This is a genomic window from Candidatus Methylacidiphilum fumarolicum, from assembly GCF_949774925.1.
GTDB lineage: Bacteria > Verrucomicrobiota > Verrucomicrobiia > Methylacidiphilales > Methylacidiphilaceae > Methylacidiphilum > Methylacidiphilum fumarolicum.
The window spans coordinates 746,574-770,956 of sequence record NZ_OX458932.1; the positions used below are offsets into that span (position 1 = coordinate 746,574).

Sequence of the window (24,383 nt, forward strand, 5' to 3'; positions counted from 1 at the left end):
GCGTTGACACTTTCTACCTTACTACGTTGACGTGTTGCATTACCATTTAGTGCTTGTAACAAAACACCCCGCAAGGCGCTCACTCGCCCAATTCTTGCCCGTGTACGTGCTATTGCGGCCATGCGCTGGGAAGGATGGGGCAGCAGTTATTTGAGTTAAGCGGAGAATCGGATCATCTTCACTTGCTGCTTGCTTTGCCAGCAAATCATGAAATCAGCCGCTTGGTGAAGAGTCTCAAGACAACTTCTTTCTGGCTTCTCCGCAGAGAGTATACCACTATGGTCGTCCGTTTCTCTCGTAAGCCAAGTTTTTTGGAGCCGTTCATACTGGGTTATCAGGTGCGGGAAAGCCCCATTAACCGTACTCAAAGAGGATATCGAATAGCAAGAGGCAGAGGAATAGGATGGCCTTCCCCACCAGTCAAACCAAGAGCTCTGGCTAGTGCACTATCCGACGGAGGGGATAAAACTGAAGGATCAGGAGGAGGAAAAATCGTTAATACAGGAATGCTGACAATGGAAAGGAAAAAAAGTAGCTAAGAAAAAAAGTGGTTGCAAAGAAAAAGCATTTTCAGAAATAATACAAGCTTTAGAAATTTTTCCATGAACTTAAGCCAAATTCCTATTTTTGTGTTGTGTGGAGGAATGGGGACACGATTAAGGGAAGAAACGGAGTTTAGACCAAAACCCATGGTAACAATTGGCAAGCATCCTATCCTTTGGCATATTTTGCAAAGTTATTCTAAGTTTGGCTTCAGAAGGTTTATCCTTTGTTTGGGATATAAATCTGAAATGATCAAAAGTTATTTCCACAATTTTTTTTCTTTCAACAATGATTGCACAATCAATTTAAAGAACAATAAGACGGTTATCCACGAAAGCATCGAGCAGATTGATTGGGAAATTACCATGGCTTACACGGGAGAAAGGTCCATGACGGGAAGTCGGATTGCTCAAGCAGCAAAAAAGTATGTGGGTGATTCCGAATATTTTGGAGTGACTTATGGAGATGGGTTGACCGATGTGAATCTTGCTGATGAATTTTACTTTCATCTTAACCACAAAAAAATTGGTACCATTCTAGGAGTCAATCCACCCTCCAGGTTTGGGGAACTGGAAGTGGATGGAGATCAGGTTATTTGTTTCCGAGAAAAACCTGACTTCGAAAACGATTGGATTAATGGAGGATATTTCTTTTTCAGACGAGAATTTCTTTCTTATTTATCCGAAGATGAAAACTGTATCCTTGAGCGAGCTCCCCTTTTTAATTTGGCTAGAGATGGGGAACTGAAAGTCTACAAGCACAAAGGGTTTTGGGCGTGTATGGATACACAGAGAGATAGAGACATTCTTGTTAAAATGGTCGAGGAAGGCAATACCCCCTGGTTGACCAAAAAATAGGTCCATATGAAAAAAGTTCTAATCACTGGTAATAAAGGCTATATAGGGGCGCATCTGGTTTCCCTATGTAAAGAATATGGCTTTGAAGTTATAGGGTGTGATATTGGATTTTTTGAAGGCTGCCATTGGGATTCTATTGTGCCAGCTGATGAACAATGGGAGATGGATTTTTTGTCGATTGACGAAAGAAAGCTTGAAGGCATTGATGTCATCTGCCATCTGGCTGCTATATCCAACGATCCCATGGGAGAACTTGATGAGAAACTTACTTATCGTATAAACCGTGATGGGTCGGTTGCTTTAGCTAAAAAAGCTAAAAAAGCTGGTATCCCGTTATTTCTATATGCAGGGAGTTGTTCAGTTTATGGGAAAGCCGGTTCTTTAGATTTAGATGAAACGGCTCCTTTTAATCCTGTATCGGCTTATGCACAATCCAAAGTGGAAGCTGAAAAAGAGATATCGCAACTGGCAGATGCCTCTTTTTCCCCTGTTTTCTTAAGAAACGCAACGGCTTTTGGTTATTCTCCGATGCTAAGGATTGATCTTGTGGCCAATAATCTGCTCGCCTGTGCTTTGGCCTTGAAGCAGATTAGGGTTTTGAGCGATGGAACCCCTTGGAGACCCCTCGTTCATTGTAAAGATATTGCGCGAGCGTTTATTGCACTTATCCAGGCTCCGAGAGAGAAAATTCATAATCAAGCAATTAATATAGGAGGGAACGAAGAGAACTATCAGGTCAGACAGATTGTTGATAAGGTCAAGCAGTTAGTGCCACAAGCCGAAGTGGTGTATACGGGAGAGGTTGGAGCTGACCCAAGAAATTATAGAGTATCTTTTGATAAACTCTCCAAAACACTGCCTGATTTTAAGCTTGATTATTCTCTGGATAGAGGCTTAGAAGAGCTCTATGAATCAATGGTAAAAAAGAAATTTTCCAAGGAAGATTTTGAGTCTGATCGATTTGTCCGGTTACGGAGGCTAAAAAAGAAGTTGATGAAATAATTTTGTTCCTATGAAATTTGTTCCACTTCCACTAGATGGGGCTTATTTGATCGATCTTGAAAAAAAGGAAGACCCAAGAGGTTTTTTTGCACGGTTTTTTTGCAAAAACGAGTATACAAGACATGGTCTTGATCCAACTATTGTGCAGATCAACACTTCTTTCAGTTTAAAAAGAGGAACCCTACGAGGTCTGCATTATCAAATTTTTCCCAAGGCGGAAACCAAAGTCATCCGGTGTATTCGTGGGGCTTTATGGGATGTCATTGTTGATTTGCGTCCGGAGTCTAAAACTTTTCTCTGTCATTATTCCTGTGAACTCAATGAGGAAAACAGACGGATGCTCTTTGTTCCTAAAGGGTTTGCGCATGGATTTTTGACATTAATGGATAACACAGAAGCCTTTTATTTAGTGGGAGAATTTTATGCTCCTGAATATGAAAGGGGAATTCGGTATAATGATCCAGCTTTAAATATTCCATGGCCTTTTGAGCCTCTAGTTATTTCAGAAAAAGACAAAAGTTATCCTGACTTAGACAGGCATAGAGTCCTCCAATGAAAATTTTGTTTACGGGAGGAAGTTCTTTCACAGGATTCTGGTTCTGCAAAATCCTTTTGGAAAGAGGGCATGAGGTAGTAGGTGTGCTCACTAAAAAAAGAAATGACTATGAGGGAATAAGAAAAAAAAGAATAGATTACCTTTCTGTGCACATGGATTTTGTAGAGGAAGCCCCTTTTGGTTCAGAAAAAGGACGGAACCTTTTAAAAACCAAAACATTCGATGTTCTTTGTCATCATGGGGCCTATGTTAAAGACTACAAAAGTGAAAACTTTGATTGGCTTTTTGCCTTGGAAAACAATACGAAGCATATCCAGGAAGTCCTTAGCCTTTGTAAGGAGCATGGCGTTGGTACAATCATTCTTACCGGTTCGGTCTTTGAACCAAATGAAGGCATAGGTGACAGCCCTTTAAGAGCTTTCTCTCCTTATGGACTTTCTAAGGGCTTAACTGCAGAAGTCTTTAATTATTATGCAACTGTTTATGGGCTTACTCTAGGAAAATTCGTTATTCCTAACCCATTTGGGATCTTTGAAGAAAAAAGGTTTACTTTTTATCTTATCGAAAATTGGAAAAGAAAAAAAACGGCTATTGTCCAAACCCCAAACTATATTCGTGATAATATTCCTTGTGATCTTCTTGCTCATTGTTATTGCCGGTTTATCGAAAAGATGCATGCCGAAAAGCAAAAATATTGTAAAGCCAATCCAAGTTATTTTATAGAATCCCAAGGGGCTTTTGCCCTTAGGGTTTCTAGAGAAGTTAGCAACCGAACTGGCTGGCATTGCGCTGTAGAACTTAAGGAACAAAAGACGTATACTGAACCTTACATGCGAGTCAATTTCCAACCGGCTCATTTCGACGTTCCAGAGTGGTCTGAAAAACGATTTTGGGATGATTATATCACTTATGCTATTGAGAATTACTAAATTTATCTTAAAAGAAAGCCATGTTAAAAGAGCGGCTTTTACACGAATGGAAGCTAGAGTGGAAACTGGATGGTTTCTTCGGTAGAAAAGGAAGAAGATTGATTTTGAGAAAATAAAACGGAGCTATGGTTTTCTTGAAAAACAACAAACGATTGGATTTTTGAATTAGCGACGGTTTGATTTCTTTTTGCTGCGCTCTAAAAAGATATATCGAATGAAAAATGACTACCCAATAATAATTATTGGTGGGGGTATCATTGGCCTGGCTTTGGGCTATAAGCTTCTGCGATCCAAGAAAGTTTCTTCTCTTATAATTCTAGAAAAAGAAAAAGAAGTAGGACAACACCAAAGCAGCCATAATAGTGGGGTGCTCCATGCTGGGCTTTATTACGCAGTTGGTAGTCTTAAAGCCAAACTCGCTGTCGATGGCATCAGACAGATGGTTTCTTTTTGTCGGGAAAATGGGATTGCTCATGAAATTTGTGGAAAATTGGTCGTTGCTAAAGAAGAGGCGGAACTCTCTGAACTCCATCGACTAAAAAAGCAAGGGGATGCGAATGGTCTTGTTGGATTACAAATTCTAGATTCCAAAGAGATGAAAAAAATTGAACCTTTTGCCAGCGGAATTGCTTCAATTTACGTTCCAGAAGAAGGAATTGTGGATTATAGGCAAGTCTGTCAGGTGCTTGCTACTAAAATTGAACTCATGGGAGGGGAAATCTTTCGGGAAGCCAAGGTGGTTGACATTAAGAAAAAAGGTAGGTCGTGGAATGTCAGAACAGTGGGAGGAAATTTTTTGACTTCTTTTCTAGTCAATTGTGCCGGGCTTTATTGCGATAGAATATGCCGTTTAGCAATGGGGCATTGTCCCATTCGAATTGTTCCTTTTAGAGGAGAATATTTCGAAATCAAAGAGCATAGGAAATACCTTGTTAAAAATTTGATCTATCCTGTTCCAGATCCTCGTTTTCCTTTTTTGGGTGTTCATCTGACCCGAATGATTAATGGAAAAGTTGAAGCAGGGCCAAATGCCGTTCTCTCTTTTTCAAGAGAGGGCTACTCTAAAGGCAGCTTCGATTGGAGGGATACCTATGAAATCTTATCTTATCAAGGATTATGGAATTTTTTAAAACGATATCCTCTTGCAGCATGGGAAGAGTGGAAAAGATCAAAAAGGAAAAGCCTTTTTTGCAAGGCGATCCAAAAGTTGGTACCAGAAATTCAAGAACAAGACTTGATTGCAGGAGCTGTTGGAATTCGGGCTCAAGCCCTCTTCCCCGATGGGAAACTTGTCAATGACTTTTTGTTTGTTAAAGATGAAGGAGTGCTTCATCTTCTTAATGCTCCTAGTCCTGGAGCAACAGCTTCATTGGCGATCGCTGATGAAATCGTAAATAGAATTGAAGCCTAAGTAATAGCAGAAACTATGGCGAGGTGATAAGAAAGGAACTATCAACATTTTCTCTAATTTGATTTTTAAACTAACCACTTAGTCATCTACCCTCTCTGGCGGCCAGTGCTCCAGCCAGAGCCTTGGACTTGGCTGGTGGTGAAGGCCGCCCTATTCCGGCGTTTCTTGCCGTTCGATGTACTGTTTGAGGACGGTTAATGGGGCGCCCCCGCACGTGATAACGCAGTAGGAACGGCTCCAAAGAACTGCCTTACGATAGAAACGGGCGACCGTTGTGGCAAACTCTCTGCGGAGAAGCCTGGAAGAAGTTGTCTTGAGATTGTTCAGGAAGCGGCTGAGTCCAAGATTGGGTGGCAAGGCAACCAGCAAGTGAACGTGGTCAGATTCTCCGTTGCACTCAAGCAGCTGTCCGCCCCATCCCTCCCAGCGCATTTCCGCAATAGCACGCAACCGGTCAAGCATGGGGCGGGTGAGCGCCTTGCGGCGGTATTTTGTGACAAGAACTAAATGGTAGTGCAGCGCGTAAACGCAGTGATGGAGAAGGTGCAAACGCACTTGACCTGTCATTGCACTAAATGATAGACCATATTGCTGGCCACTGTCCAGCGTCGCCTCATGATGATCGCATCACCCGCTGGTCTTCCCGTTCTGGGCCCGGTCGAGCGCAAGGTCACCTACCGGCTCTATCCATCCAAGACCGTCCGGGATGAGCTTTTGCGGACTCGGTGGGTCCATTGCTTCCTCTGGAACCTAGCTTTGGAGGAGCGCAGGCGGGCGTGGAAGGAGGAAAAGCGGCGCATCGGTTTCGTCGAGCAGTGCTGATGGCTCACCGAACTCCGTTCCTGCAGCGCGCTTCTCGCCTCGATCAACGCTCAATCCGCCCAGGTAACGCTCAAGAGGTTGGATCTCGCCTTTCAGGCGTTCTTCCGCCGCATCCGGCAAGGCGAAAAGCCGGGATGCCCGCGTTTCAAGCAGGCAGGGTGAATCAGCGGTTTCGGCTTCAAGCAGCACGAAGGTGACTGGCAGCTGATCGCCAGAGAGCGAAGCGCTCACCTGAAGCTTCGTCTCTCCGGCATTGGGGAGATCCCGATCCGGGGCAAGGCCCGTACTCCCGGAGAACCCAGGACATGCGAGATCTTTCTTTCCGGCGGCCGATGGCATGCGTCGGTCACGATGCGCTGCCGGCCGGCGCGGGAGCATGGCTGTGGAGCCGAGGCTTTCGACCTGGGCACGGAGCGGTTCCTGACCAGCGCCAGGTTGGAGCCGGGAAAGAGCGAGCCGGACGTTTCCGAGGTCGCCAATCCGCGCCATCTGCGCAAGGCGCTTAAGAAGCTCAGGAAGCTCGGGCGGACGATCTCCCGCAAGATGGAGGCGGCGATCCGCAAGCACGGGAAACGGAAGGGATTTCGCATTTCCAAGAGGTTGCGCAAGCAGTACGAGCTGCTCGCCCGGATGCACGCCAAGGTGGCGAACGTCAGGAAGGATTTCCTGCACAAGCAGAGCGCCGCGATGGTGAGACGCAGCGGACTGTTGATCACGGAGGAGCTGGAGCCGAAAAGGATGACGGCTTCGGCCCGGGGCAGCCGGAAAAAGCCCGGGAAACGTGTGCGGCAAAAAGCCGGGCTGAATCGAGAGATGTTGGACGCATCGTTCGGAGCTTTCGGGGCGATGGTCGGATACAAAGCGGAAGAGGCTGGTATCGGATACCTGGAAGCACAGGCGAGGACGTTGAAGCCAAGCCAGAGATGCCACCGATGCGGCGGCGTCGTGAAAAAGACCCTCGGCGACCGGTGGCATGAGTGCGCATGCGGAGCGTCCTGCCATCGGGACGAGAACTCGGCGCTCGGGCTTCTCGACTGGGGCTTGGCGAAATGGGAGAAGGATCACGGCTTCGCCTTTCCGGGGCCGAAGGTCGTTGTATACGGAAAGGAATGGACGGGAACCGATCCATGCGTGGAGCGGGAAGCTCTGGCCGGATGGAACCTCGCTGCGGGCTGGAAGTCCGCGAGCCGAGCATACTCCGGTGAAACTGCCCGCAGGGAAGCGCGAAACTCCATCCCAGAGCCGTCAGGCTTGGATGGAGTAGTTCATTTAATTAGAAAAGCCTTCGCGCTTTTGAGGAAAATTTTGCATGAATCACCTCAAGCAATTATAGGTGCTATTAGGAAAAAGAACGAGATTGGAAGCCATATTTATTAGTAGCCTGAATCTGGATCTCTTAGATTTTTCGAATGTTTTCTAGACTAAGCATGGAATCTTTCGGTACGTTTTCAATAATTTATTGAAGAGGAAGCTTGGGCAGAACAACAATTTTCAAAAAGGCATGCCAGCGCTTTACTTTCTGAACCGCTTGCCATCCAAAGCACCTCCCTATTGACAGGCTTCTGAAGAGAAAAAAAATACAATTTTAGCCTTCTTCTTCGTATTCGCCGATTTCTTTTTTAAGGAGAACTTCTTCCTTTTTCTTTTCTGCAATAACTATGGCTTTGGGAACAATCAGGCCGGCTAATAACATAGGAATAAGGGTGCTAACAAGAGTAGCAATGGTAATAATGGAATATTCTTCTCTATTCAATATTTTATTCTGTATCCCATAATGGGCAGCAATCAGTCCAAATGTCAATCCACCGGTTGCAAGAAGTGATCCATAAAGACTTTCTTTAATCGAATGCTTTTCAAGTATCAGATAAGGAAATAGGCCAAACAGCTTGAAGCATGTTTTAATCAGGGTAAGGAGGAGGATGGGGAAGAAACCAAAAATTAACGCATGAAGTGAAATGTGAAAGCCGCTTTTCATAAAAAAAAATGGAGTTAGTATGCTGTAAGCGACTGCTCTGAGTCTTCTGCGTAATAACCTGTCTTTTGAGAAACTATTAGCTGAAAGAATACCCAAAACAAAAGCCGGAAGTACCGGTTCGGTTTTAGCCATTGTAGCCAAAAATCCTAGAAGACTGAGCATGAGAAAGACAAATTTTATTTCTGGTTCGCTTACTGGACTTTTCTTAAGAAAAGCAAGAAGGAATCTAAGAAATTTTGGGAAAAGCCATAGGATTATGAGAGCAATTATTCCGAAAATAATCGAGGAAAGATCCCAATGTGTAAAAAAAATGCCGAGAGCTAAAACTGAACCAAAATCCGTAATAAAGCAGCTGGATAAAAGAGTCTTGCCTAATGAGCTGTTTTCTATGCCTCTTTCAACAAGGGAAGTATATATGATGGCAATGGAAGTGGTCCCAAGAGCAATACCAGCAATAATACATTGAGCAGTTTTCCAATGTAGCAAGTAGTGGGAAAAAAGGGCAATGGCCAAGAAAGGAAACAAAAAGGAGCTTAATCCCGAAAACATGTTTTTTTTCCACGATTCTTTGAAATATTCAGGTTCGATTTCTGTACCAGCAATAAAACAGAGCATTGTAGCCCCTAGCTTAGACAAAAAATTCATCCATTCTGTTGGATTGGAAAGACCTAAAAAATGACTTAGAACAGCTCCCATAAGAATTTCAGCCAGAGCAACAGGGATTTTCAATCGGATCGCCAAGAGCGCTGCAGAAAAAGCCCCGCCCATCCAGAGGGAAATAAAAAACCATGGGTTTTCCAAAATATTCATAGCAGCTAAAAAAAGAAAAGGCACTCTTTAAAGAGAAGTTGCTTCTTACCAATAGGCTTTTCTGGAATTGACCCTCAAAAGTTCGACAAAGAAAAAGAAAATGTTTTATTTCTAACCTATGAAAGTTTTAAACCGTGGGAAAAGGGCTTGAACTATTGACAAAAGAATAAACTCACTTAACGATAATATATATGTATTTGAGCATTAATCGCTACGAAAAAAAGACGATTAACCTGAAGAATTTGTCAGCTGCGAAACCGCTACTCTGTAAGCTTTGGAGGATCTAGTGATAGATCCTTCTCTAAGATCGTCCACAAAGAAGCAGAAAAGTTGCTTCATTTCTTTTGAAGAGGAATAAGTAATGATTTTGAAGCAATGGAGGAGGTTACTTTCTCCTGAGAACTTTGCTGCTTTAGATTTTCTTAACATGTCTATCAAAAAGAAAAGAGATTCTTATGAATGCATTAAAGCACTTATTCAAACCTTTGGTTGTTGGAGAGATAACCGTAGTAAATCGAATCTGGATGGCTCCAATGACTCGATGTCGGGCAGGGCAACCTGGGGATGTTCCTACAGAATTAATGGCTAAATATTATGCTCAGCGGGCCTCTGCGGGACTCATTATTACCGAAGCCACGCAGATCAGTAAAGAAGGGCAAGGATACATATGGACTCCTGGTATCTACACGGATGCTCAGGAGGAAGGTTGGCGTCGAGTTGTGGAAGCGGTTCATCAGGCTGGAGGAAAAATCGCCTTACAACTTTGGCATGTTGGGAGAATCTCTCATCATCTACTTCAAGAAGGAGGAAAACCTCCCGTTGCTCCTTCGCCTATTCAGGCAAAAAATTCTAAATGTTTTGTTTTATTGCCCGATGGTACTCCGGCTCAGGTAGATCCGGATGTTCCAAGAGAACTTTCTATTCCAGAAATTCATCGGATCATTGGCGAGTATGCAGCAGCTGCAAAACGAGCCATGAGAGCTGGTTTTGATTTAGTCGAAATCCATTGTGCTAATGGATACCTGCCCAATCAGTTTCTCGATATTCGAGCAAATCAAAGAAAAGATCAATATGGGGGATCTCTTCAGAATAGGGCACGTTTCGTGCTCGAAGTGGTCGATGCGGTTTGTGAGGCTATAGGAAACAAACGGGTAGGGGTGCGTCTTTCTCCGAAGGGAATTTTTTGTGATATGACAGTAGAAGGGAGCATGGAGACAAATTTGTATGTTGCCTCTGAACTTGGAAAGCGTTCTATTGCCTATCTTCACATTGTTGAGCCAGATTGGGCAGAAGGGCAACCTCTAACAGATGAAGAACGGAAGGCTTTCCGTGAATCTTTCCCAAATGTATTAGTTTTTTGTAGTGGTTATACGGCTGAGCGAGCTGAATCGACCATTGCTTCAGGGATTGCCGATGCTATTGCTTTTGGTCGGCTGTTTATTGCTAATCCTGATTTACCGGAACGGTTTCGGCGTGGAGCTTTATTGAATGTACCAGATCCTTCCACATTTTATGGAGGAGAAGAAAAAGGGTACACAGATTATCCGACTATCGACGAACAAAACAGGAGAGGAGACGGGACTGTTCTCTAATTACCATTTGCTCATTAGAGAGCTTTAAAGAAAGCTTGGAAAACCGGCCCATAATAGACTAAATCTCTTTCCGGATGGTATTGGACACCAATACAAAAAGGATAAGACTTAAGCCTTACCTGTTCGATAATTCCATCATATTTCGCTCGGGCTTCTATCGAGAGTCCTTCAGCAATTCTCTTTATAGCCTGGTGATGTGAACTATTGACAGCTTGGAATTGGAAAGTAGCATTTTTTTCGACAGTCAGCTCTTGCAGGTTTTGGTCATAGAATATGGGTTCATTATGACCGGAAATGTTTAGAGAAAGACTTCCACCTAGGAAAATATTAAGCAGCTGGATTCCACGGCAAATGCAAAGTACTGGCTTGCCTTTGTCAAGGGTTTGCTCAAGTAGTGCAAACTCCCATTTATCACGTTGGAAATTGGGAGAAATTATCTGAGAAGGATCTTCCCCATCTATATTACTATACTGTTCTTGATATTCTCTTGAGATATCCTCTCCTCCCGTCAGTAGAAGTCCATCGTACTCTTTAGGGGAGGGTATTGGGTAAAGCTTTGAAATAACCTCTTGTCTATGTTCCCTAATATTGAGAAGTTGGATAGAATACGTGTTAGCTAGTTGATTGAGCTTCTCAAAGTATTGTTTATCCTTATCTCGAATCCAACAATAAACTTTTTTAATCACTTGTAAAATAAAATCTAGCCATTATAAGCAAGCAAATTTTTTTTCGAGTATCGAATGGAGATTACCTAAAAGAAAAATAATCATAATATTAAAATAATATTAAATAATGTTTGTTATATTTTTTTATTTAAAAAGTATATTATATTTATTTATTTTAATTTTTATTAAATAAATTATTAGAAATGAATAACATGTGAATAAATAAAATTTTTAAAAATAGTATATTGCTATTATTAGATTATAAGCATTCTGTTAATAAAGATTAGCTATATTAGGAAATGTTTGTAATATTAGTTTATTTTTTATTGCAAAGTTTCCATGATTGATCTATCTTCTCTAAAAATGTATACACTAGCTTCTTTTCTTTATTTCACCTTTTATTCTCGCTGCATACTTTCTGTTAAAAGGCGAAAGGATTCTTTGTAGAAGTCCATTGGGTTAAAATCGAGCCTCTAGCCAGAAATGAACGAATATCTCCTTAAGGGATTACTCTTTATTTTTATTTTTTATATTTCTTTTGTCGTTCTTGCAAAGAACAATTTTAGATTTACCTATTGGCTAAGTGCTTGTTATTCAGGGTTTGGCTTACTATGTTCTCTTTCTTTTCTTCTCTCTGGTCAATCTAGTCAGTCCATAAGCTTTCCTCTTGGCCTACCAACGACGGGTGCCCACTTTAAAATCGATGCCTTAGCTAGCTTTTTCCTTTTGATCGTTAATCTTGGATCTTTCATCTCTTCATTTTATGGCATCGGATATGGTTCTCATACATCCGAACAGTCAAGAATCCTTCCTTTTTACATTATTTTCTTGGGTTCGATGAATATGGTCCTCCTTGCAGCTGATGCCTTTAGTTTCCTTTTTTTCTGGGAATTGATGTCCTTATCTTCATGGGCATTGGTCATGTCTTCTCATCAGCACAAAGAAACAGCTGAGGCAGGCTTTATTTATATTTTGATGGCTTCTCTTGGAACATTTGCTTTGCTTTTTGCCTTGAGTCTCATCGCTGCTCCTTCTAAATCCTACTGTTTTGATCAGATGGGTAAGGTAAATATGGATGGAAAGTTAGCTTCCCTTATCTTTTTACTTGCTTTATTGGGAGCAGGATCGAAAGCGGGCCTTGTGCCTCTTCATGTTTGGTTGCCGAAAGCTCATCCTGCAGCTCCAAGCCATGTGTCAGCTCTCATGAGTGGTGTAATGACGAAAGTGGCCGTTTATGGGTTTATTCGAATTGTTTTTGACCTGCTTCCATTCCAAGAAAAATGGTGGAGCATCCTGATTCTGATCATTGCTGGGATTTCCACAGTCGCTGGGGTCCTTTATGCACTGATGCAGCATGATATAAAAAGACTACTTGCCTATCATACGATTGAAAATATTGGCATTGTCTTTATAGGGATTGGGCTATCCATGGCTTTTAAAATTTACGGTATGACTGCTGCTTCGGCCTTGGCAATGACAGCAGCTCTTTTTCATGCACTGAACCATTCAATTTTCAAAAATCTGCTCTTTTTAGGCTCCGGAGCGATCCAGTCTGCTACGGATCAAAGAGACATGGAAAAACTGGGGGGCTTGATTTTGAACATGCCTCATACCGCCTTTACTTTTTTAATTGGCAGCGTGGCCATCAGCGCGCTTCCTCCACTAAATGGTTTTGTTTCCGAATGGCTTCTCATGCAATCGATTCTGCAGAGTCCCCAACTTCCTTCCTGGGGAATGAAGTTCCTTGTTCCATCTGTGGGAGCCTTTCTTGCTTTATCAGCAGCTCTGGCAGCATCATGTTTTATTAAAGTTTATGGGATAACCTTTTTGGGCCGCCCGAGATCGATGCAATCAACAGCAGCCTGTGAAACAGACCGGTGGTCAGTATTAGCAATGTATGCTCTGGCTTTTCTCTGCATTATTTTTGGTATCTTTCCAAGATTAGTAATTCATTTGCTTGGGCCCGTTGTCAGAGCGATTGCAGGTACCCATTACTTTCCTTTTTCTGCTAAATCCTTCTTCATGCCTTTGTCCCTTGCGGTTGACCAAAATGCTTATAATGGGTTTGTTCTAGTGCTTCTGCTTGGGATTTTCCTATTTTTCATATTAACTAGTATCAAATGGCTGGCCTCTGATCAATTCAGAAGAACGTCAATTTGGGATTGTGGATATCCAGAGAAAAGCCCTGACTGCCAATACACCGCGAATAGTTTTGCACAACCAATCCGAAAAGTCTTTGGTCCTTTCCTTTTTGCCACAAAAGAAAAGGTTATTTGTAGCGAGCCGTGGTATCCAAAGGCTGCTAAAATGATCGTCAAACTGCACGACCAGATATGGGAATATTTCTACAAACCCGTAGCGATGGCTATTGATAGCATTAGTGAAAAAATCAATTTTCTCCAGTTTCTTACCGTTAGGAGGTATCTGGTTTTAGTATTTTTAACCCTGGTGAGTCTTTTAGGTTTTTTAGCATTTTTGTTATGATTAAAAATTTGGTTTTTCAATGTTTTGATGCGTTCCTTCTTCTTGCTGTCAGTCCTCTGGTGATTGGCATTATAAGAAAGACGAAAGCGCGGTTCCTTCTGAAACAAGGTCCTTCTCTTTTGCAGCCCTACTACGACCTCATGAAATTGTTTCGTAAGGAAGTGACTCTTCCTGACTCTGCTTCATGGTTATTTAAAGCTACGCCCTATGTGGTCTTTACATTCAGCTGGCTAGCAGCCTCCCTTGTGCCTACCTTTTCTGCAAATCTACTTTTTAGTAGAACAGCGGATCTCATTGCGATTGTAGCCCTCTTGGGTACAGCTAGGTTTTTCCTTTCCCTTGCGGCCTTAGATGCGGGGACAAGTTTTGGGGGATTAGGATCTAGCAGAGAATCTTTGATTGCTTCACTGGCTGAACCCGCAATGATCATGATCATTTTCACAATAGCTTTGGTGGCGAAATCAACAGATCTCTCTGCAATTTCTACTTTTATGATTTCTGGACAAGCAGGCTTAAGAGTCTCCTTGTGGCTTGCTTTAGCTTCTTTAGTTCTAGTTGCAATTGCTGAAAATGGGAGAATTCCTGTGGATAATCCTGCCACCCACCTGGAATTGACAATGATTCATGAAGCCATGATCCTCGAGTATTCTGGCAAATACCTAGCTTTGCTAGAGGCTGCCAGTCAACTTAAAATCGTTCTTTATCTTTCTCTGGTTGCCGCCGTTTTTTTCCCTTTTGGCATGTCAACCATGGTGGGTGGGATTTCTAGCTTTTTTATAGGGCTTTTTACCTATATTGCCAAAATTGGCTTAGGGGCTATAATGCTAGGATTTTTTGAAATCTTGGTGGCAAAGATGCGGCTTTTCAAAATCCCAAACTTTCTTGGAGCTGCTTTCATGCTGGCGCTTCTAGCTACCGTACTCCTTTTTGTTTCACGAAGCTTATGAATCATAACCTTAATTTTGATATCACCCATATGCTAGCTGGCTCAATGCTCCTAGTTAGCTTTGTTCTTCTTTATCAAGACAGAATGTTTAGCCTTCTGAACGTCTATACCGTGCATGCTTTAGTTCTTGCAGCGGCTGCTGCCTGGCAAGGATTTGTTCAGCATGCACCACATCTCTACGCCACAGCGGTTATAGCTTTGGTGTTTAAAGCGATAGCTATCCCTTTGACCCTGAGATGGTTGATTGTCAAGCTAGCAATCCACAGGGAGATAGAAAAGGTGGTAGGTTCGGGAATTTCTGTGATTGTTGGGTTTTTCCTTACCGCCTTATCGATTACTGTCATGATGAAAGCCAGTGGGGGTACCGATCCAATGACCCGAGAGGATCTTTCATTTGCACTAGCGGTGGTGTTGATCGGTCTTTTGATGATGGCTGGTAGGCGCAATGCAATAAGCCAGGTTGTTGGATTTATGTCCATGGAAAATGGTTTGATTTTAGCAGCCGTTGGTGCAAAAGGAATGCCACTTGTTGTTGAAATAAGTGTGGCTTTTTCTGTTCTAATCGCATTGATCGTTATCGGTATCTTTCTTTTCCGAATTAGAGAAAGATTCGATGTCGTTGATATCCGTGGACTCGAAAAGTCAGGAGGTGAACGGTAAAATGTACCTGAAAGCTATTCTTATCTTTCCATTCATTGGAATACTTTTGCTGTCTTTGGTTAGAAGCTATAGGATTTCATCCTTTTTAAACGCCCTCTTTTCTTTTCTTTCCTTTGCTAGCTCCCTTCTTTTGCTTGTCAAAAGAGAGGCAGCTGGATTGTTTTTTGTTGTAGATGAACTCAACATCGTTTTTATCCTCCTGACAAACTTTGTTGGCTTCACGACCGCTTTGTTTAGTCAAAATTATATTGCTCATGAAATAAAGACAGGGCATATATCCGCTGTTTCCTTGAGATTTTATCATGCGATGTATCAGTCGCTTCTTTTTGGGATGAATCTGGCGCTTTGTTCCAACAACATAGGACTGATGTGGGTTGCTATTGAAATCGCTACGCTTTCGACGGTTCTTATGGTTGGTATTTACCGAACAGCTGAAGCCCTTGAAGCTTCATGGAAATATTTCATCCTTGGTGGAGTGGGTATAGCATTGGCTCTCTTTGGAACCTTTCTTTTTTATATTTCTGCTCGCCCAGCAATTGGAGAAGGATTGTCCGCGATGGCCTGGACAAATCTCCTTTCCCATGCGTCGACCCTGGATACTTCTCTTGTGAACATTGCCTTTGTTTTCATTCTTCTGGGTTATGGAACAAAAGCAGGACTGTTTCCATTACATGCCTGGTTGCCTGATGCGCATGCAGAAGGTCCAACACCTATTTCAGCTGTGCTTTCTGGGTTGCTCCTTAACGTGGCTCTATATGCGATCCTGCGGTTTAAAATGCTTCTTGCGGCCAATCCACATGCCTTACAGGCAGGTCCACTGCTGATGTCAATGGGACTTGCTTCCGTACTGTTCGCTGCCCTTATGCTTTACAAACGAAGAGATATCAAACGGCTTTTTGCTTACTCCTCGATTGAACATATGGGAATTATTGCCTTTGCCTTTGGGATTGGCGGAGCGCTTGCTAACTTTGCTGGGCTTTTGCATATGAGCATGCATAGCTTGACTAAGTCAGCGATTTTCTTTGCAATTGGTTATATCTCTCAGATTAAAAGAACACAGAAGATAGCTGATTTATCTGGATTAACAGCAAGCCATCCTGTCCTGGGATGGGGGCTTGTATTTGGGGTGCTTGCAATAGCCGGTCTTCCACCAATGGGAGTGTTTATGAGTGAATTTTTAGTCCTCAGTTCAGCTTTTGCTAAAGCGCCACTCCTCGCAGCTTTGCTTGCCTGCGGTTTGATCATTGCCTTTGGAGCACTCTTGCTCAAACTTGTTCAAGTGGCTTTTGGAGAGCCAAAAGGGACTTCTGCTGTTGTCCCTTCCTTATATCTGCCTATGTTGAGTCATTTTCTTCTTATCCTTACTGCTGGAATCTACATTCCTCCGCATGTGGTGGAATGGTTTAAACATACCTCTTTACTTTTAAAATGAGTTTATGAAAAAACTAGAACTTTCTCCGCATTCCACAGAAGAAGCTATAGAGATAGAGATTGAGGCTGGAAAGAGAAAGAAATGTTGGGCTTTGGAAAAAGTCAGTGAAGAACGCTGGATTGAGCTTTCCAAAGAGGTAGCTAGCGGAAAATGGACTCTATTTGGTCTTTGGGGTTCTCCTCAAAAAGTGAACATGGTTCTTCTCGATGAGTCTCAGTCAAAGCTGCAAGTGATAGAGCTGGAGACACCGCTTGGAAAATTTCCTTCGGTTGCCATAGAGATTCCCTCGGCTGCCAGGTTAGAAAGAACTATACATGATCTTTTTGGATTAATTCCTGAAGGCTCCTTCGACAATCGCCCATGGCTTGATCATGGAAAATGGCAATTGCGTTATCCCCTGGGAAGCATCCTTCCCCCTGATGAACAAAAACCCTATTCTTTTTTTCTGTCGGAAGGGGAAAATCTCCACCAGATACCTGTAGGTCCTGTCCATGCTGGTATCATTGAACCTGGTCATTTTCGATTCACAATGGGAGGGGAAATCGTTGTGCGTATGGAAGAACGACTAGGCTATACCCATAAAGGTATTGAAAAACTTTTCTTTGAGGCTTCAATCGAAAGGGGAGCTGAAATTGCTGCTAGAATTTCTGGTGATGCGACCGTTGCTTATTCCTATGCTTATGCTCTTGCCGTTGAAGAAGCCATGGGAGTAACTCCTTCGCCAAGGGCTGTTTGGTTAAGAGCGCTGATGGCTGAAATGGAAAGGATGGCCAATCACTTTGGGGATATTGGAGCAATCTGTAATGATGCAGCTTTCCCAAGGATTTTGAGTCGATGCGCGGTTTTAAGAGAAAAAATTTTGCGGTTTTCTAAAGATTTTTTTGGACACAGATTGATGATGGGAAGAATCGTTCCAGGAGGACTTAACGTAGATTTGAGCAAGGAAGGAAAAGAAAATCTCTGTCTGCTTCTTAAAGAAATTAAGGAGGAACTTTATTCTATAAAAAATTTTTATGATTCAAAAAACTCTTTACAAGATAGGACGGTGGGCACAGGTGTGTTGAATGCTCGAGCTGCAAAGCTCTTTGGAGCTGGTGGATTTATTGGGAGAGCTTCTGGAAGAAACTTTGACGCTCGAAAATGCTTTGCGTATCCACCCTATGATAAACTTTCCTTTGAATCCCCTTTGTTAGAGGCAGGTGATGTCAATGCGAGGGTGTGGATTCGGATCTTAGAAATTGAACAGAGTAGCTTGTTGATCGAACAAATTTTGAATAATTTGCCTTCTGGAAGCATCCTTTCAGTAATTAAAGAACCAAAAGTAAGCGGGCAGGGACTTGCTGTAGTAGAAAGTTTTCGTGGGGATATATTGCTATGGATAGAGATTGAAAAAGGAAAAATCAGACGCTGTCATCCAAGGGATCCTTCCTGGTTTCAATGGCCGCTGCTTGAAAAGGTTATCGTTGGAGCAGTGGTCGCGGATTTTCCGCTTTGTAATAAATCCTTCAACTGTTCCTATTCAGGACATGATCTATAAGGAAGAAGACCCAATGAAAAGCTATTTTTTTAAAAATATTTGGCCAAGAATGTTAACTGAAAAGATTGCGACGGAGAAAGAAAGCGAACTGATTAAACTTTCAGAAACTTTGAAAGGAGCTTGCAGAAAAAAACTTGGAAGAAGCCTGGCTATAAGGGAGGTGGATGCAGGTTCTTGCAATGGCTGTGAATTAGAAATCCATGCTCTAAACAATCCTTTTTATGATATTGAAAGATTCGGAATCCGTTTTGTGGCTTCCCCTAGGCATGCTGATCTGCTTCTAGTTACTGGTCCTGTGACCAAAAATATGATTGAAGCCTTAAAAAGAACCTACGATTGTACTCCAATTCCTAAATGGGTAGTAGCTGTGGGAGATTGTGCTGCAGGCTGTGGGGTCTTTAAGCAGAGCTATGCAGTCATGAACGGTGGAGTAAGTGATGTTGTACCGGTTGATCTCTGGATCTATGGGTGCCCACCTTCACCGATTGATCTTCTTCGTGGATTAATACTATTAATGGAAAGATGAACTTTTAGGGGTGGGTACACTTGATTTCAAGCACAAGCATTTTTCTTTGGACTGATGGATATAATCGAAGGCGCGGAAGTCAGGATACTGATTCTGGCGCATTGCAACCAGTGGATTTGTTATAACTTTAAATTGGTTTGAAGCTATGCTAAGCTGCACAGAAGACTAATGCTAAATTGGCTGTATCTTAATGAAAAGTGTTGCTTAGGTCTTTTGTGTATCTTGTTAGGGCGCTGGACTGTTCCTTTGCCGACAAGAAGGCAGAAATGAGAGTCAACCGGACATGATTCAAGAAAATTGATTATTACTCTGAGAGTAAAGAGTTGTTATCGATATTGCGATGCCAATCTAGTTATAAACAGGCATGGCGAACCTATATTCGCCGAAGAAGCTTGGCACAACCTAAAAAAAGATCAGAGATAGGGAGATTCTTTCGTGGATGCCGCAGACCCGGCAGCATGCGATGCTTTTGGAGAGGAGTACCTGTAATAGCGGGCTACCCCCGATTGGAATCCTGAGAAGGGGGGCTGTTTCGAGGCTGACGACTCCAGGCAGCGGGGAGGTGTCCTCTTTGATTGTTAAGATGACAAACTAATTCTACTATCCTATTCACCGGAGAATGGAACAGCCTTGGCAAGGCCTGGGTCATCCCGATCCAAAACAAAGGCGAAAAGAACGAGCTTGGGTTAGGCATAAGCAAGTCCAGAGTATGTTTTTAAGAATTGTTTTTGTGTGGTGAACCCTAAATTCTCAGTTGGTAGACAAACCACTTGACTGCCAAAGATTGGCAAAATATCCAATGCGCAGTTTTATTTCCCTTGCTGGGTATCTCACTCATCATCAGTTAGCCTTGGTTTTCAGCAATGCATTAGCTGGATAAGCTTGCCAGGCTAGATTATCAAAAGGCATGTACCTGCCTGTTTTCACCAACTGCTAGAAGACCTCTTAAGAATTGATAAGGTTGTATTCCTGCGTTGCCTTTATTCGAAGGGACTAAATGCACAAAGTTCACCATGAGTTCTGGCTCAACCCCAAAAAACCAATTGATCATTATCGGCTGAAGCCAAGCTATCATATTCGATCTGTGACTAGAATGTCGCAATACTATAGCTTGCAATGAATATTCCCAGATAGGCAGTCGCTATCTTGAACGTAGGCTTAATGTAGCGAAGCTTTTGTTAATTAAAGGGTCAAATTTGATGGGTCATTTGATCCTTCTTATGAATTCTCTCAAAGAACTACAATTTCTCTGGATCCATCCACGAATAGTAATAAAAGCTGAAAGGGGAATGTAGAGGAAAGATAAAAAGAAAGGCAACCGATAAGTTTTTACAATCTCTGAGGAGGGAAAACGAAGAGATTTGAGGATGAAGAAGAATTTATGTTTTTTGAAATCAAATAGCTCGTAAAGCGTAAAATAACGTGGAAGAGGGAAAGAAGAGGATCTTTTCGAGCTTTTGGGGACAGAAAGAATTTCTTCATTTTTTATCCAACTTTTTTCTAGAATTTCAAAAACGGGTTCAGGGATAGGGCTGTTATAATAATTTTTTGATAGGGCAATACCCAATAAGCAAAATCGGCTCCAACCAAAGCGAAAGGCTTTTTCGATCACTCTTTCCCAATCTTGTTGAGAAAAGTTTGCCCATAAAATGAATTGATGAAGATCTAAAAGATAACTCAATTTTTCCCATCGATGCTTGCCCCCATGAGCCAATAAAAAAAGAAACTCATTTTCTTTAGGCATCCTTTGAAGGGGAATACCCTCAAAAGCAGACATGGAGGATTCTTTCCATGTTGATTCCAAAAATTTTTTGTCCAATACCCCATTAAAACAGGGAGCCCAATGGAGCTCACAAATGGATGGGGCCTGATCTTCTTCAAATTTTTTTGTTAATAAAGTTAGATCTTTGTCCCAAAAAAAGAGGGAGGAAAGCTTATAGGAAGAAGGGTTGTGTGGATAGTACCCAAGTTTGGAACGAAGTAGAACGATAGCTTTTTGGATGTCTGAGGTTGGGACTAACAGATCGATATCGGTGACGGTCTTTGAAAAAAAATCTTCGTAGAGTCTTTGACAAAGGTCCAATCCTTTTAAGGATATAGTTTGGATGCCATTATCATGGAATAGAAACAGTATTTTTTTAAACTCATCCAACAGCAATGAATTCCTTTTTGAAATGTGTTTACACAGTAGACGGAATTTTAGGTCGATATCTAGAGGAATAAGAAAAGGAAAGTCATTTTTAAGTTTATTATAAACAATAGGCCATAAGGAATGTTGAAAGGAAAAATTGAAAAATTGATCCCAGTCGAAATCTTGTCTTGAAAGAATTTTTAAAAGTTCTGTTTTTTGTAAATTATCAAGCGTTTTATTGCTTAAAAGAAGCAGCGATTTTTGTTCAGGACTTAATAAGATAAAATGGTTTTCTTTCTTTTTTTTGATTTTCATTATAAGTAATAAATATAGGCATATACACTAGATGTATATTAGTGTTTCCACTGTATTTTCTTTCAGAAATCTGTCATCCTTAATTTGCTTGTGTTAGAATTTAAATTTTCTTTAATCACACTTAATCTTTTTAAAGAAGCAAACTTAACACAGGAGGTAATTAAATGAATACAGAGTTAGATTTTAGTCAATTTGAGATGGAAACTTTGGAGTCTCGAGAGCTTTTTGCAGCCGCTGCGGTGCCACATCATTTAATCAACTTGAATCTGCCTTTGGACCTTTCTCTACAAGTGAATAATCCAACCAACGGACAACATATTATTAATCTTAATCTTCCAGCCGATCTATCCCTACACGTAAATCAACCCAATTTATCAGGATTATTGCAACCGATCACGACAACGGTTTCGACTATAACAACTCCTGTGGTGGGATTGGCAGATGGCGTTGTTAGTCCATTATTGGGAACGGTAACTGGATTGCTTGGTTCAGTTTTAGCGATTGTTTAAAAAACAACAAAGTCCTGGGCTTTCCTTTGCCTGATAAGGGAAGCCCAATAGTTGAGAGTTGTGTGAAGTGCTATAGAGGAGGGAAAAGGAAAAAATGAAAGAAAATTTAACTAATTGTGAGGAGACTAAGCTTTTTGAAGTAGAAGTATTGGAATCAAGAGAGCTTTTCGCGGCAGTTGCCCTTCCTCACCACATGATGATAAATATGCCGGGAGAATTTTTAACACAGCCCCACAATCTCAATCATTCACCAGTACTTCATACCCAGGTTTCTACTCCACTTAGCGATCCAAGCACAAGCCAGTTGCCGGTTTATCTGCAACTGACTATTGGAGGGCCGCAGGCTGCTCTTCAAATTGGAGAGCTGAATTTAGCTAAGGATCTTCAACCTTTGCTTAGTGGCGTTAACGGGGTTTTGAATGTAGTAACAGGACTGACTAACGATTTGCTCAGTCCCCTTTTAATTTCGGTGCTATCGATTATTTAAATGATTTGTTAGGTTGGCGTCTATAAAAACAAAAATTTAAAAACAAAAATTGATTAGGAGAGAAAGAATATGGAAGAAACTTATAATTTGGCGTTAATCAATCTGGAGATCTTTGAGACAAAGCTCAAAGAAAAGATTAAATTTATGTGGAAAAATCCCCAAATTTCTCCATTGGGAAATTTAAGCCATTTTTCAAATCAGGTTCCAGATCTAAGAAACCAGCTTTTATCAGTAACTGCATTGGCGACTATTGGTTTATAAGGGAAGTATTTTTGAAGTCTTTGAGGCGATTGGCAAATGAGAAATTCGTGATGGAACCGGGTGGGAATACTAAATTTTTGGGTAAAGCAGTAGGCTATGGCATTGGATTGTCCGGTGCTTTTCTAGAGTTTCCTCCTGCCGGTCCATTACTTTGGGGTAGTGTTCCATTAATCGTTTCTTTAGTGGAGACTTTCCCAGATTTCAATCCTAAAGAAGTTTCTGTTTTTATAGGGCCGGTCAAACTTTTAAAAAACCCTGAGAGATTGGTCATTGGGGAAAATTTTTTGTTTACTATTCAATCGACTCAAATCACTTTGGATTGTACCCATTTTATAGATGACAAGTTCCGATATTATCTTTATCAGTTGGTTTTACCCCATTTTGCTCAGCTTATAGGCCGTCTTCTTTTCCTTCATGGCGGAGCTTTTGAGGTGGATTAGCAAGCCGTGGGCTTAGTAGCTAGTTCAGGAGGAGGAAAGTCCACCTTACTTTCTGCTTTTCTAGACTTGGGATATAACCTAGTGGCAGATGATCGGATTGGTTTTGTTTTGGAAGCAGAGGAACCGTTGGTCGTACCTTCTCATCCCTATCTTAGGAACTATCGAAAAGAAGAAGACATTGGGAAGCCTGTAAGAAAGCTAACAGAGAAGATACTTCCTCTTCAAACCATTTTTTTCCTGAGGTGGACAGAAAAAGTTGAACCTTTTATTGAAAAAGTTGAACCGGGAAAAGCTTTCCAAAATCTTTTTTCTAACAGTGTGTATTTTCCAGATGTAAAAATTCAGGCTAGGAAAATATTGCGATGGTTAGCGCAAATGAAGACTTATCGGGTTTATTTGCCAAAAGGAAAAATAGAAACATTGCCGCAGGTTTGTAATATGATTTTGTCCTTAACCATTAATGACAAAAGGTAGTAATGATAACTTATTCAGTCTTAGGAATAATGCTTAGGAAAAAATGCCCACTGGCTTGTGCGCACTGTATTACGGATTCTTCGCCACAGGCAGAGGGAATGCTGGAGGAGTCTTTTGTTTTCTCTATCCTGGAAGAGGCAGTTGGCCTAACTCCTGTGGTGAGTTTTACGGGTGGAGAAGCGTTTTTGAATAGCGAAATATTAATCCGGTGTATCCTTAAAGCCAAAGCCCTTGGCTTTAGAGTGACAGCTGTAACAGGATGTGGATGGGTTCGAACCGAAAAACATGCTTTCTTAGTCATCGAAGCGGTTAAAAAAGCAGGCCTAGACAGGCTTTGTATCAGTTGGGATCAATATCATTTGGCTTTTAAAAACGGATGGAAATTACAAGCGGTGGCGAAAGCAGCCTGGCAGTGGAAAATTCCTTTAATCATTCGAAGTGTCATTACCCCTGCTTCCAACAATGGAAAGGATTCATTTCTACCGGATTTAGGTGAAATCCAATATCAAACAGAAAAGATCCCTCTTATAAAGCTGGGTAGGGCCAACGACCTTCCAGAAGAAGACTTTTTTTGGACCGATTCACCTCCGACAGGCGTATGCGGGGTGATCTTAGCACCAGTGGTTGAGTATGATGGTAGGGTTTTTGCTTGTTGTGGGCCATCTCATTATGCAGGCCATCATTCACCTTTGGTATTGGGTGATGCTAGGAGAAAATCTTTAAGAGAAATTTTATTGAAAGCAAAAGAGGATCCAATCTTAGAAATTATTGCTCTACTTGGCCCTTACGGACTATTCAGGATTCTAAAGGACAGGTTCCCTATGATTAATATTCCTGAAAGGGATCGTTATTCGAGCATCTGCGATCTGTGCATGGATATTTTGAATGAGCGGCAGTTAGTGGCAAAGCTGCGGGAATATTTTATGGAAAAGGATGGTAAAAGCTTTTTAGTGGCTGCTAGAATGATGAAAAAATTCACCGAGGTTAATAAAAAAGAATGCCACTCTTGCGGCTCTTAA

The 24,383-nt window shown here is 41.8% G+C and carries 26 protein-coding genes; 21 read left to right on the top strand and 5 right to left on the bottom strand.

Translation table 11 applies throughout. The features are described 5' to 3' along the window. The first annotated feature begins 134 nt into the window (after nt 1–134). The 6 genes from QOL44_RS03325 (at nt 135) to lhgO (ending at nt 5,298) form a co-directional block, all read left to right on the top strand. Nucleotides 135–539 carry a transposase gene (locus QOL44_RS03325; protein ID WP_079199621.1) on the top strand — a complete coding sequence of 135 codons (405 nt, stop codon included), beginning with the start codon at nt 135–137 and terminating at the stop codon, nt 537–539. Between the two features lie 63 nt (nt 540–602). Continuing rightward, nucleotides 603–1,400: a glucose-1-phosphate cytidylyltransferase gene (locus QOL44_RS03330; RefSeq protein ID WP_009060797.1), complete on the top strand. Its 798-nt coding sequence runs from the start codon at nt 603–605 to the stop codon at nt 1,398–1,400. Nucleotides 1,401–1,406: 6 nt separating this feature from the next. Continuing rightward, entirely contained in the window at nt 1,407–2,402 is a 996-nt protein-coding gene (locus QOL44_RS03335) for an NAD-dependent epimerase/dehydratase family protein (protein ID WP_009060795.1), read from the top strand. 10 nt (nt 2,403–2,412) lie between these two features. Continuing rightward, complete coding sequence (rfbC, locus tag QOL44_RS03340; RefSeq protein WP_009060793.1) at nt 2,413–2,958, top strand: dTDP-4-dehydrorhamnose 3,5-epimerase; 546 nt, start codon at nt 2,413–2,415, stop codon at nt 2,956–2,958. Further along, entirely contained in the window at nt 2,955–3,887 is a 933-nt protein-coding gene (locus QOL44_RS03345) for an NAD-dependent epimerase/dehydratase family protein (protein WP_009060792.1), read from the top strand. The genes rfbC and QOL44_RS03345 overlap by 4 nt, the downstream gene beginning before the upstream one ends. A gap of 214 nt (nt 3,888–4,101) precedes the next feature. Beyond that, nucleotides 4,102–5,298, top strand: coding sequence for an L-2-hydroxyglutarate oxidase (gene lhgO, locus QOL44_RS03350; protein WP_009060791.1), 1,197 nt, complete (start codon nt 4,102–4,104; stop codon nt 5,296–5,298). A 150-nt stretch (nt 5,299–5,448) separates the two neighbouring features. Here the strand turns inward: lhgO and tnpA are convergent, their stop codons facing one another. Further along, nucleotides 5,449–5,865, bottom strand: coding sequence for an IS200/IS605 family transposase (gene tnpA / locus QOL44_RS03355; RefSeq protein WP_390886891.1), 417 nt, complete (start codon nt 5,863–5,865; stop codon nt 5,449–5,451). Between the two features lie 48 nt (nt 5,866–5,913). On the opposite strand from tnpA, the gene QOL44_RS03360 reads away from it, so the two are divergent. Further along, complete coding sequence (locus tag QOL44_RS03360; RefSeq protein ID WP_079199619.1) at nt 5,914–6,120, top strand: helix-turn-helix domain-containing protein; 207 nt, start codon at nt 5,914–5,916, stop codon at nt 6,118–6,120. 231 nt (nt 6,121–6,351) lie between these two features. After that, the gene (locus QOL44_RS03365; RefSeq protein ID WP_283401208.1) at nt 6,352–7,497 is read left to right on the top strand and encodes an RNA-guided endonuclease InsQ/TnpB family protein; all 1,146 of its coding nucleotides are present in this window, start codon (nt 6,352–6,354) and stop codon (nt 7,495–7,497) included. Between the two features lie 208 nt (nt 7,498–7,705). On the opposite strand, the gene QOL44_RS03370 is transcribed toward QOL44_RS03365, so the two are convergent. Beyond that, nucleotides 7,706–8,905 carry a cation:proton antiporter gene (locus tag QOL44_RS03370; protein WP_045086950.1) on the bottom strand — a complete coding sequence of 400 codons (1,200 nt, stop codon included), beginning with the start codon at nt 8,903–8,905 and terminating at the stop codon, nt 7,706–7,708. Nucleotides 8,906–9,360: 455 nt separating this feature from the next. Between QOL44_RS03370 and QOL44_RS03375 the strand changes: the two genes are divergently transcribed. Then, nucleotides 9,361–10,497 carry an alkene reductase gene (locus tag QOL44_RS03375; RefSeq protein ID WP_009060520.1) on the top strand — a complete coding sequence of 379 codons (1,137 nt, stop codon included), beginning with the start codon at nt 9,361–9,363 and terminating at the stop codon, nt 10,495–10,497. 14 nt (nt 10,498–10,511) lie between these two features. Here QOL44_RS03375 and QOL44_RS03380 read toward each other — a convergent pair whose 3' ends face one another. Beyond that, entirely contained in the window at nt 10,512–11,183 is a 672-nt protein-coding gene (locus QOL44_RS03380) for a gamma-glutamyl-gamma-aminobutyrate hydrolase family protein (protein ID WP_009060522.1), read from the bottom strand. Between the two features lie 462 nt (nt 11,184–11,645). Between QOL44_RS03380 and hyfB the strand changes: the two genes are divergently transcribed. From hyfB to QOL44_RS03410, 6 genes are read left to right on the top strand one after another with little or no spacing between them, the layout of a single operon-like run. Next, nucleotides 11,646–13,646, top strand: a complete 2,001-nt coding sequence (hyfB, locus tag QOL44_RS03385) for a hydrogenase 4 subunit B (RefSeq protein WP_009060524.1) — start codon at nt 11,646–11,648, stop codon at nt 13,644–13,646. Continuing rightward, nucleotides 13,643–14,593, top strand: coding sequence for a respiratory chain complex I subunit 1 family protein (locus QOL44_RS03390; protein ID WP_009060526.1), 951 nt, complete (start codon nt 13,643–13,645; stop codon nt 14,591–14,593). Before hyfB ends, QOL44_RS03390 begins: the two co-directional genes overlap by 4 nt. Further along, the gene (locus QOL44_RS03395) at nt 14,590–15,252 is read left to right on the top strand and encodes a hydrogenase-4 component E (RefSeq protein WP_009060528.1); all 663 of its coding nucleotides are present in this window, start codon (nt 14,590–14,592) and stop codon (nt 15,250–15,252) included. The genes QOL44_RS03390 and QOL44_RS03395 overlap by 4 nt, the downstream gene beginning before the upstream one ends. Before the next feature lies 1 nt (nt 15,253). Further along, the gene (locus QOL44_RS03400) at nt 15,254–16,684 is read left to right on the top strand and encodes a hydrogenase 4 subunit F (protein WP_134372581.1); all 1,431 of its coding nucleotides are present in this window, start codon (nt 15,254–15,256) and stop codon (nt 16,682–16,684) included. A gap of 4 nt (nt 16,685–16,688) precedes the next feature. Beyond that, on the top strand, nt 16,689–18,221 hold the full coding sequence (locus tag QOL44_RS03405; protein WP_009060531.1) for a hydrogenase large subunit: 1,533 nt from the start codon (nt 16,689–16,691) through the stop codon (nt 18,219–18,221). Nucleotides 18,222–18,234: 13 nt separating this feature from the next. Further along, complete coding sequence (locus tag QOL44_RS03410; protein ID WP_045086948.1) at nt 18,235–18,747, top strand: NADH-quinone oxidoreductase subunit B family protein; 513 nt, start codon at nt 18,235–18,237, stop codon at nt 18,745–18,747. A gap of 898 nt (nt 18,748–19,645) precedes the next feature. On the opposite strand, the gene QOL44_RS03415 is transcribed toward QOL44_RS03410, so the two are convergent. Then, complete coding sequence (locus QOL44_RS03415; protein ID WP_009060535.1) at nt 19,646–19,822, bottom strand: hypothetical protein; 177 nt, start codon at nt 19,820–19,822, stop codon at nt 19,646–19,648. Between the two features lie 129 nt (nt 19,823–19,951). Then, nucleotides 19,952–21,193 (bottom strand): nucleotidyltransferase domain-containing protein, encoded by a 1,242-nt coding sequence (locus QOL44_RS03420; RefSeq protein ID WP_009060537.1) that lies wholly within the window; start codon nt 21,191–21,193, stop codon nt 19,952–19,954. 164 nt (nt 21,194–21,357) lie between these two features. Here QOL44_RS03420 and QOL44_RS03425 point away from each other — a divergent pair, with 164 nt between their 5' ends. The 6 genes from QOL44_RS03425 to QOL44_RS03450 all read left to right on the top strand — a co-directional run bounded on the left by QOL44_RS03425 (nt 21,358) and on the right by QOL44_RS03450 (nt 24,383). After that, on the top strand, nt 21,358–21,702 hold the full coding sequence (locus tag QOL44_RS03425) for a hypothetical protein (protein WP_009060539.1): 345 nt from the start codon (nt 21,358–21,360) through the stop codon (nt 21,700–21,702). Between the two features lie 94 nt (nt 21,703–21,796). Further along, nucleotides 21,797–22,189 (top strand): hypothetical protein, encoded by a 393-nt coding sequence (locus QOL44_RS03430; protein WP_009060541.1) that lies wholly within the window; start codon nt 21,797–21,799, stop codon nt 22,187–22,189. 69 nt (nt 22,190–22,258) lie between these two features. After that, nucleotides 22,259–22,450, top strand: a complete 192-nt coding sequence (locus tag QOL44_RS03435) for a hypothetical protein (protein ID WP_009060542.1) — start codon at nt 22,259–22,261, stop codon at nt 22,448–22,450. Nucleotides 22,451–22,527: 77 nt separating this feature from the next. Further along, a complete protein-coding gene (locus QOL44_RS03440; RefSeq protein ID WP_194281587.1) occupies nt 22,528–22,890 on the top strand; it encodes a hypothetical protein in 363 nt (120 codons plus the stop codon). 6 nt (nt 22,891–22,896) lie between these two features. After that, nucleotides 22,897–23,364, top strand: coding sequence for a hypothetical protein (locus QOL44_RS03445; RefSeq protein WP_009060546.1), 468 nt, complete (start codon nt 22,897–22,899; stop codon nt 23,362–23,364). A gap of 2 nt (nt 23,365–23,366) precedes the next feature. Further along, entirely contained in the window at nt 23,367–24,383 is a 1,017-nt protein-coding gene (locus QOL44_RS03450) for a radical SAM/SPASM domain-containing protein (RefSeq protein WP_009060548.1), read from the top strand.

Coding starts and splice junctions, on each gene's coding strand:
- QOL44_RS03325 (WP_079199621.1), top strand. CDS start 135: ATGGGGCAGCAGTTATTTGAGTTAAGCGGAGAATCGGATCATCTTCAC.
- QOL44_RS03330 (WP_009060797.1), top strand. CDS start 603: ATGAACTTAAGCCAAATTCCTATTTTTGTGTTGTGTGGAGGAATGGGG.
- QOL44_RS03335 (WP_009060795.1), top strand. CDS start 1,407: ATGAAAAAAGTTCTAATCACTGGTAATAAAGGCTATATAGGGGCGCAT.
- rfbC (WP_009060793.1), top strand. CDS start 2,413: ATGAAATTTGTTCCACTTCCACTAGATGGGGCTTATTTGATCGATCTT.
- QOL44_RS03345 (WP_009060792.1), top strand. CDS start 2,955: ATGAAAATTTTGTTTACGGGAGGAAGTTCTTTCACAGGATTCTGGTTC.
- lhgO (WP_009060791.1), top strand. CDS start 4,102: ATGAAAAATGACTACCCAATAATAATTATTGGTGGGGGTATCATTGGC.
- tnpA (WP_390886891.1), bottom strand. CDS start 5,865: ATGACAGGTCAAGTGCGTTTGCACCTTCTCCATCACTGCGTTTACGCG.
- QOL44_RS03360 (WP_079199619.1), top strand. CDS start 5,914: ATGATGATCGCATCACCCGCTGGTCTTCCCGTTCTGGGCCCGGTCGAG.
- QOL44_RS03370 (WP_045086950.1), bottom strand. CDS start 8,905: ATGAATATTTTGGAAAACCCATGGTTTTTTATTTCCCTCTGGATGGGC.
- QOL44_RS03375 (WP_009060520.1), top strand. CDS start 9,361: ATGAATGCATTAAAGCACTTATTCAAACCTTTGGTTGTTGGAGAGATA.
- hyfB (WP_009060524.1), top strand. CDS start 11,646: ATGAACGAATATCTCCTTAAGGGATTACTCTTTATTTTTATTTTTTAT.
- QOL44_RS03390 (WP_009060526.1), top strand. CDS start 13,643: ATGATTAAAAATTTGGTTTTTCAATGTTTTGATGCGTTCCTTCTTCTT.
- QOL44_RS03395 (WP_009060528.1), top strand. CDS start 14,590: ATGAATCATAACCTTAATTTTGATATCACCCATATGCTAGCTGGCTCA.
- QOL44_RS03400 (WP_134372581.1), top strand. CDS start 15,254: ATGTACCTGAAAGCTATTCTTATCTTTCCATTCATTGGAATACTTTTG.
- QOL44_RS03405 (WP_009060531.1), top strand. CDS start 16,689: ATGAAAAAACTAGAACTTTCTCCGCATTCCACAGAAGAAGCTATAGAG.
- QOL44_RS03410 (WP_045086948.1), top strand. CDS start 18,235: ATGAAAAGCTATTTTTTTAAAAATATTTGGCCAAGAATGTTAACTGAA.
- QOL44_RS03415 (WP_009060535.1), bottom strand. CDS start 19,822: ATGATAGCTTGGCTTCAGCCGATAATGATCAATTGGTTTTTTGGGGTT.
- QOL44_RS03420 (WP_009060537.1), bottom strand. CDS start 21,193: ATGAAAATCAAAAAAAAGAAAGAAAACCATTTTATCTTATTAAGTCCT.
- QOL44_RS03425 (WP_009060539.1), top strand. CDS start 21,358: ATGAATACAGAGTTAGATTTTAGTCAATTTGAGATGGAAACTTTGGAG.
- QOL44_RS03430 (WP_009060541.1), top strand. CDS start 21,797: ATGAAAGAAAATTTAACTAATTGTGAGGAGACTAAGCTTTTTGAAGTA.
- QOL44_RS03435 (WP_009060542.1), top strand. CDS start 22,259: ATGGAAGAAACTTATAATTTGGCGTTAATCAATCTGGAGATCTTTGAG.
- QOL44_RS03450 (WP_009060548.1), top strand. CDS start 23,367: ATGATAACTTATTCAGTCTTAGGAATAATGCTTAGGAAAAAATGCCCA.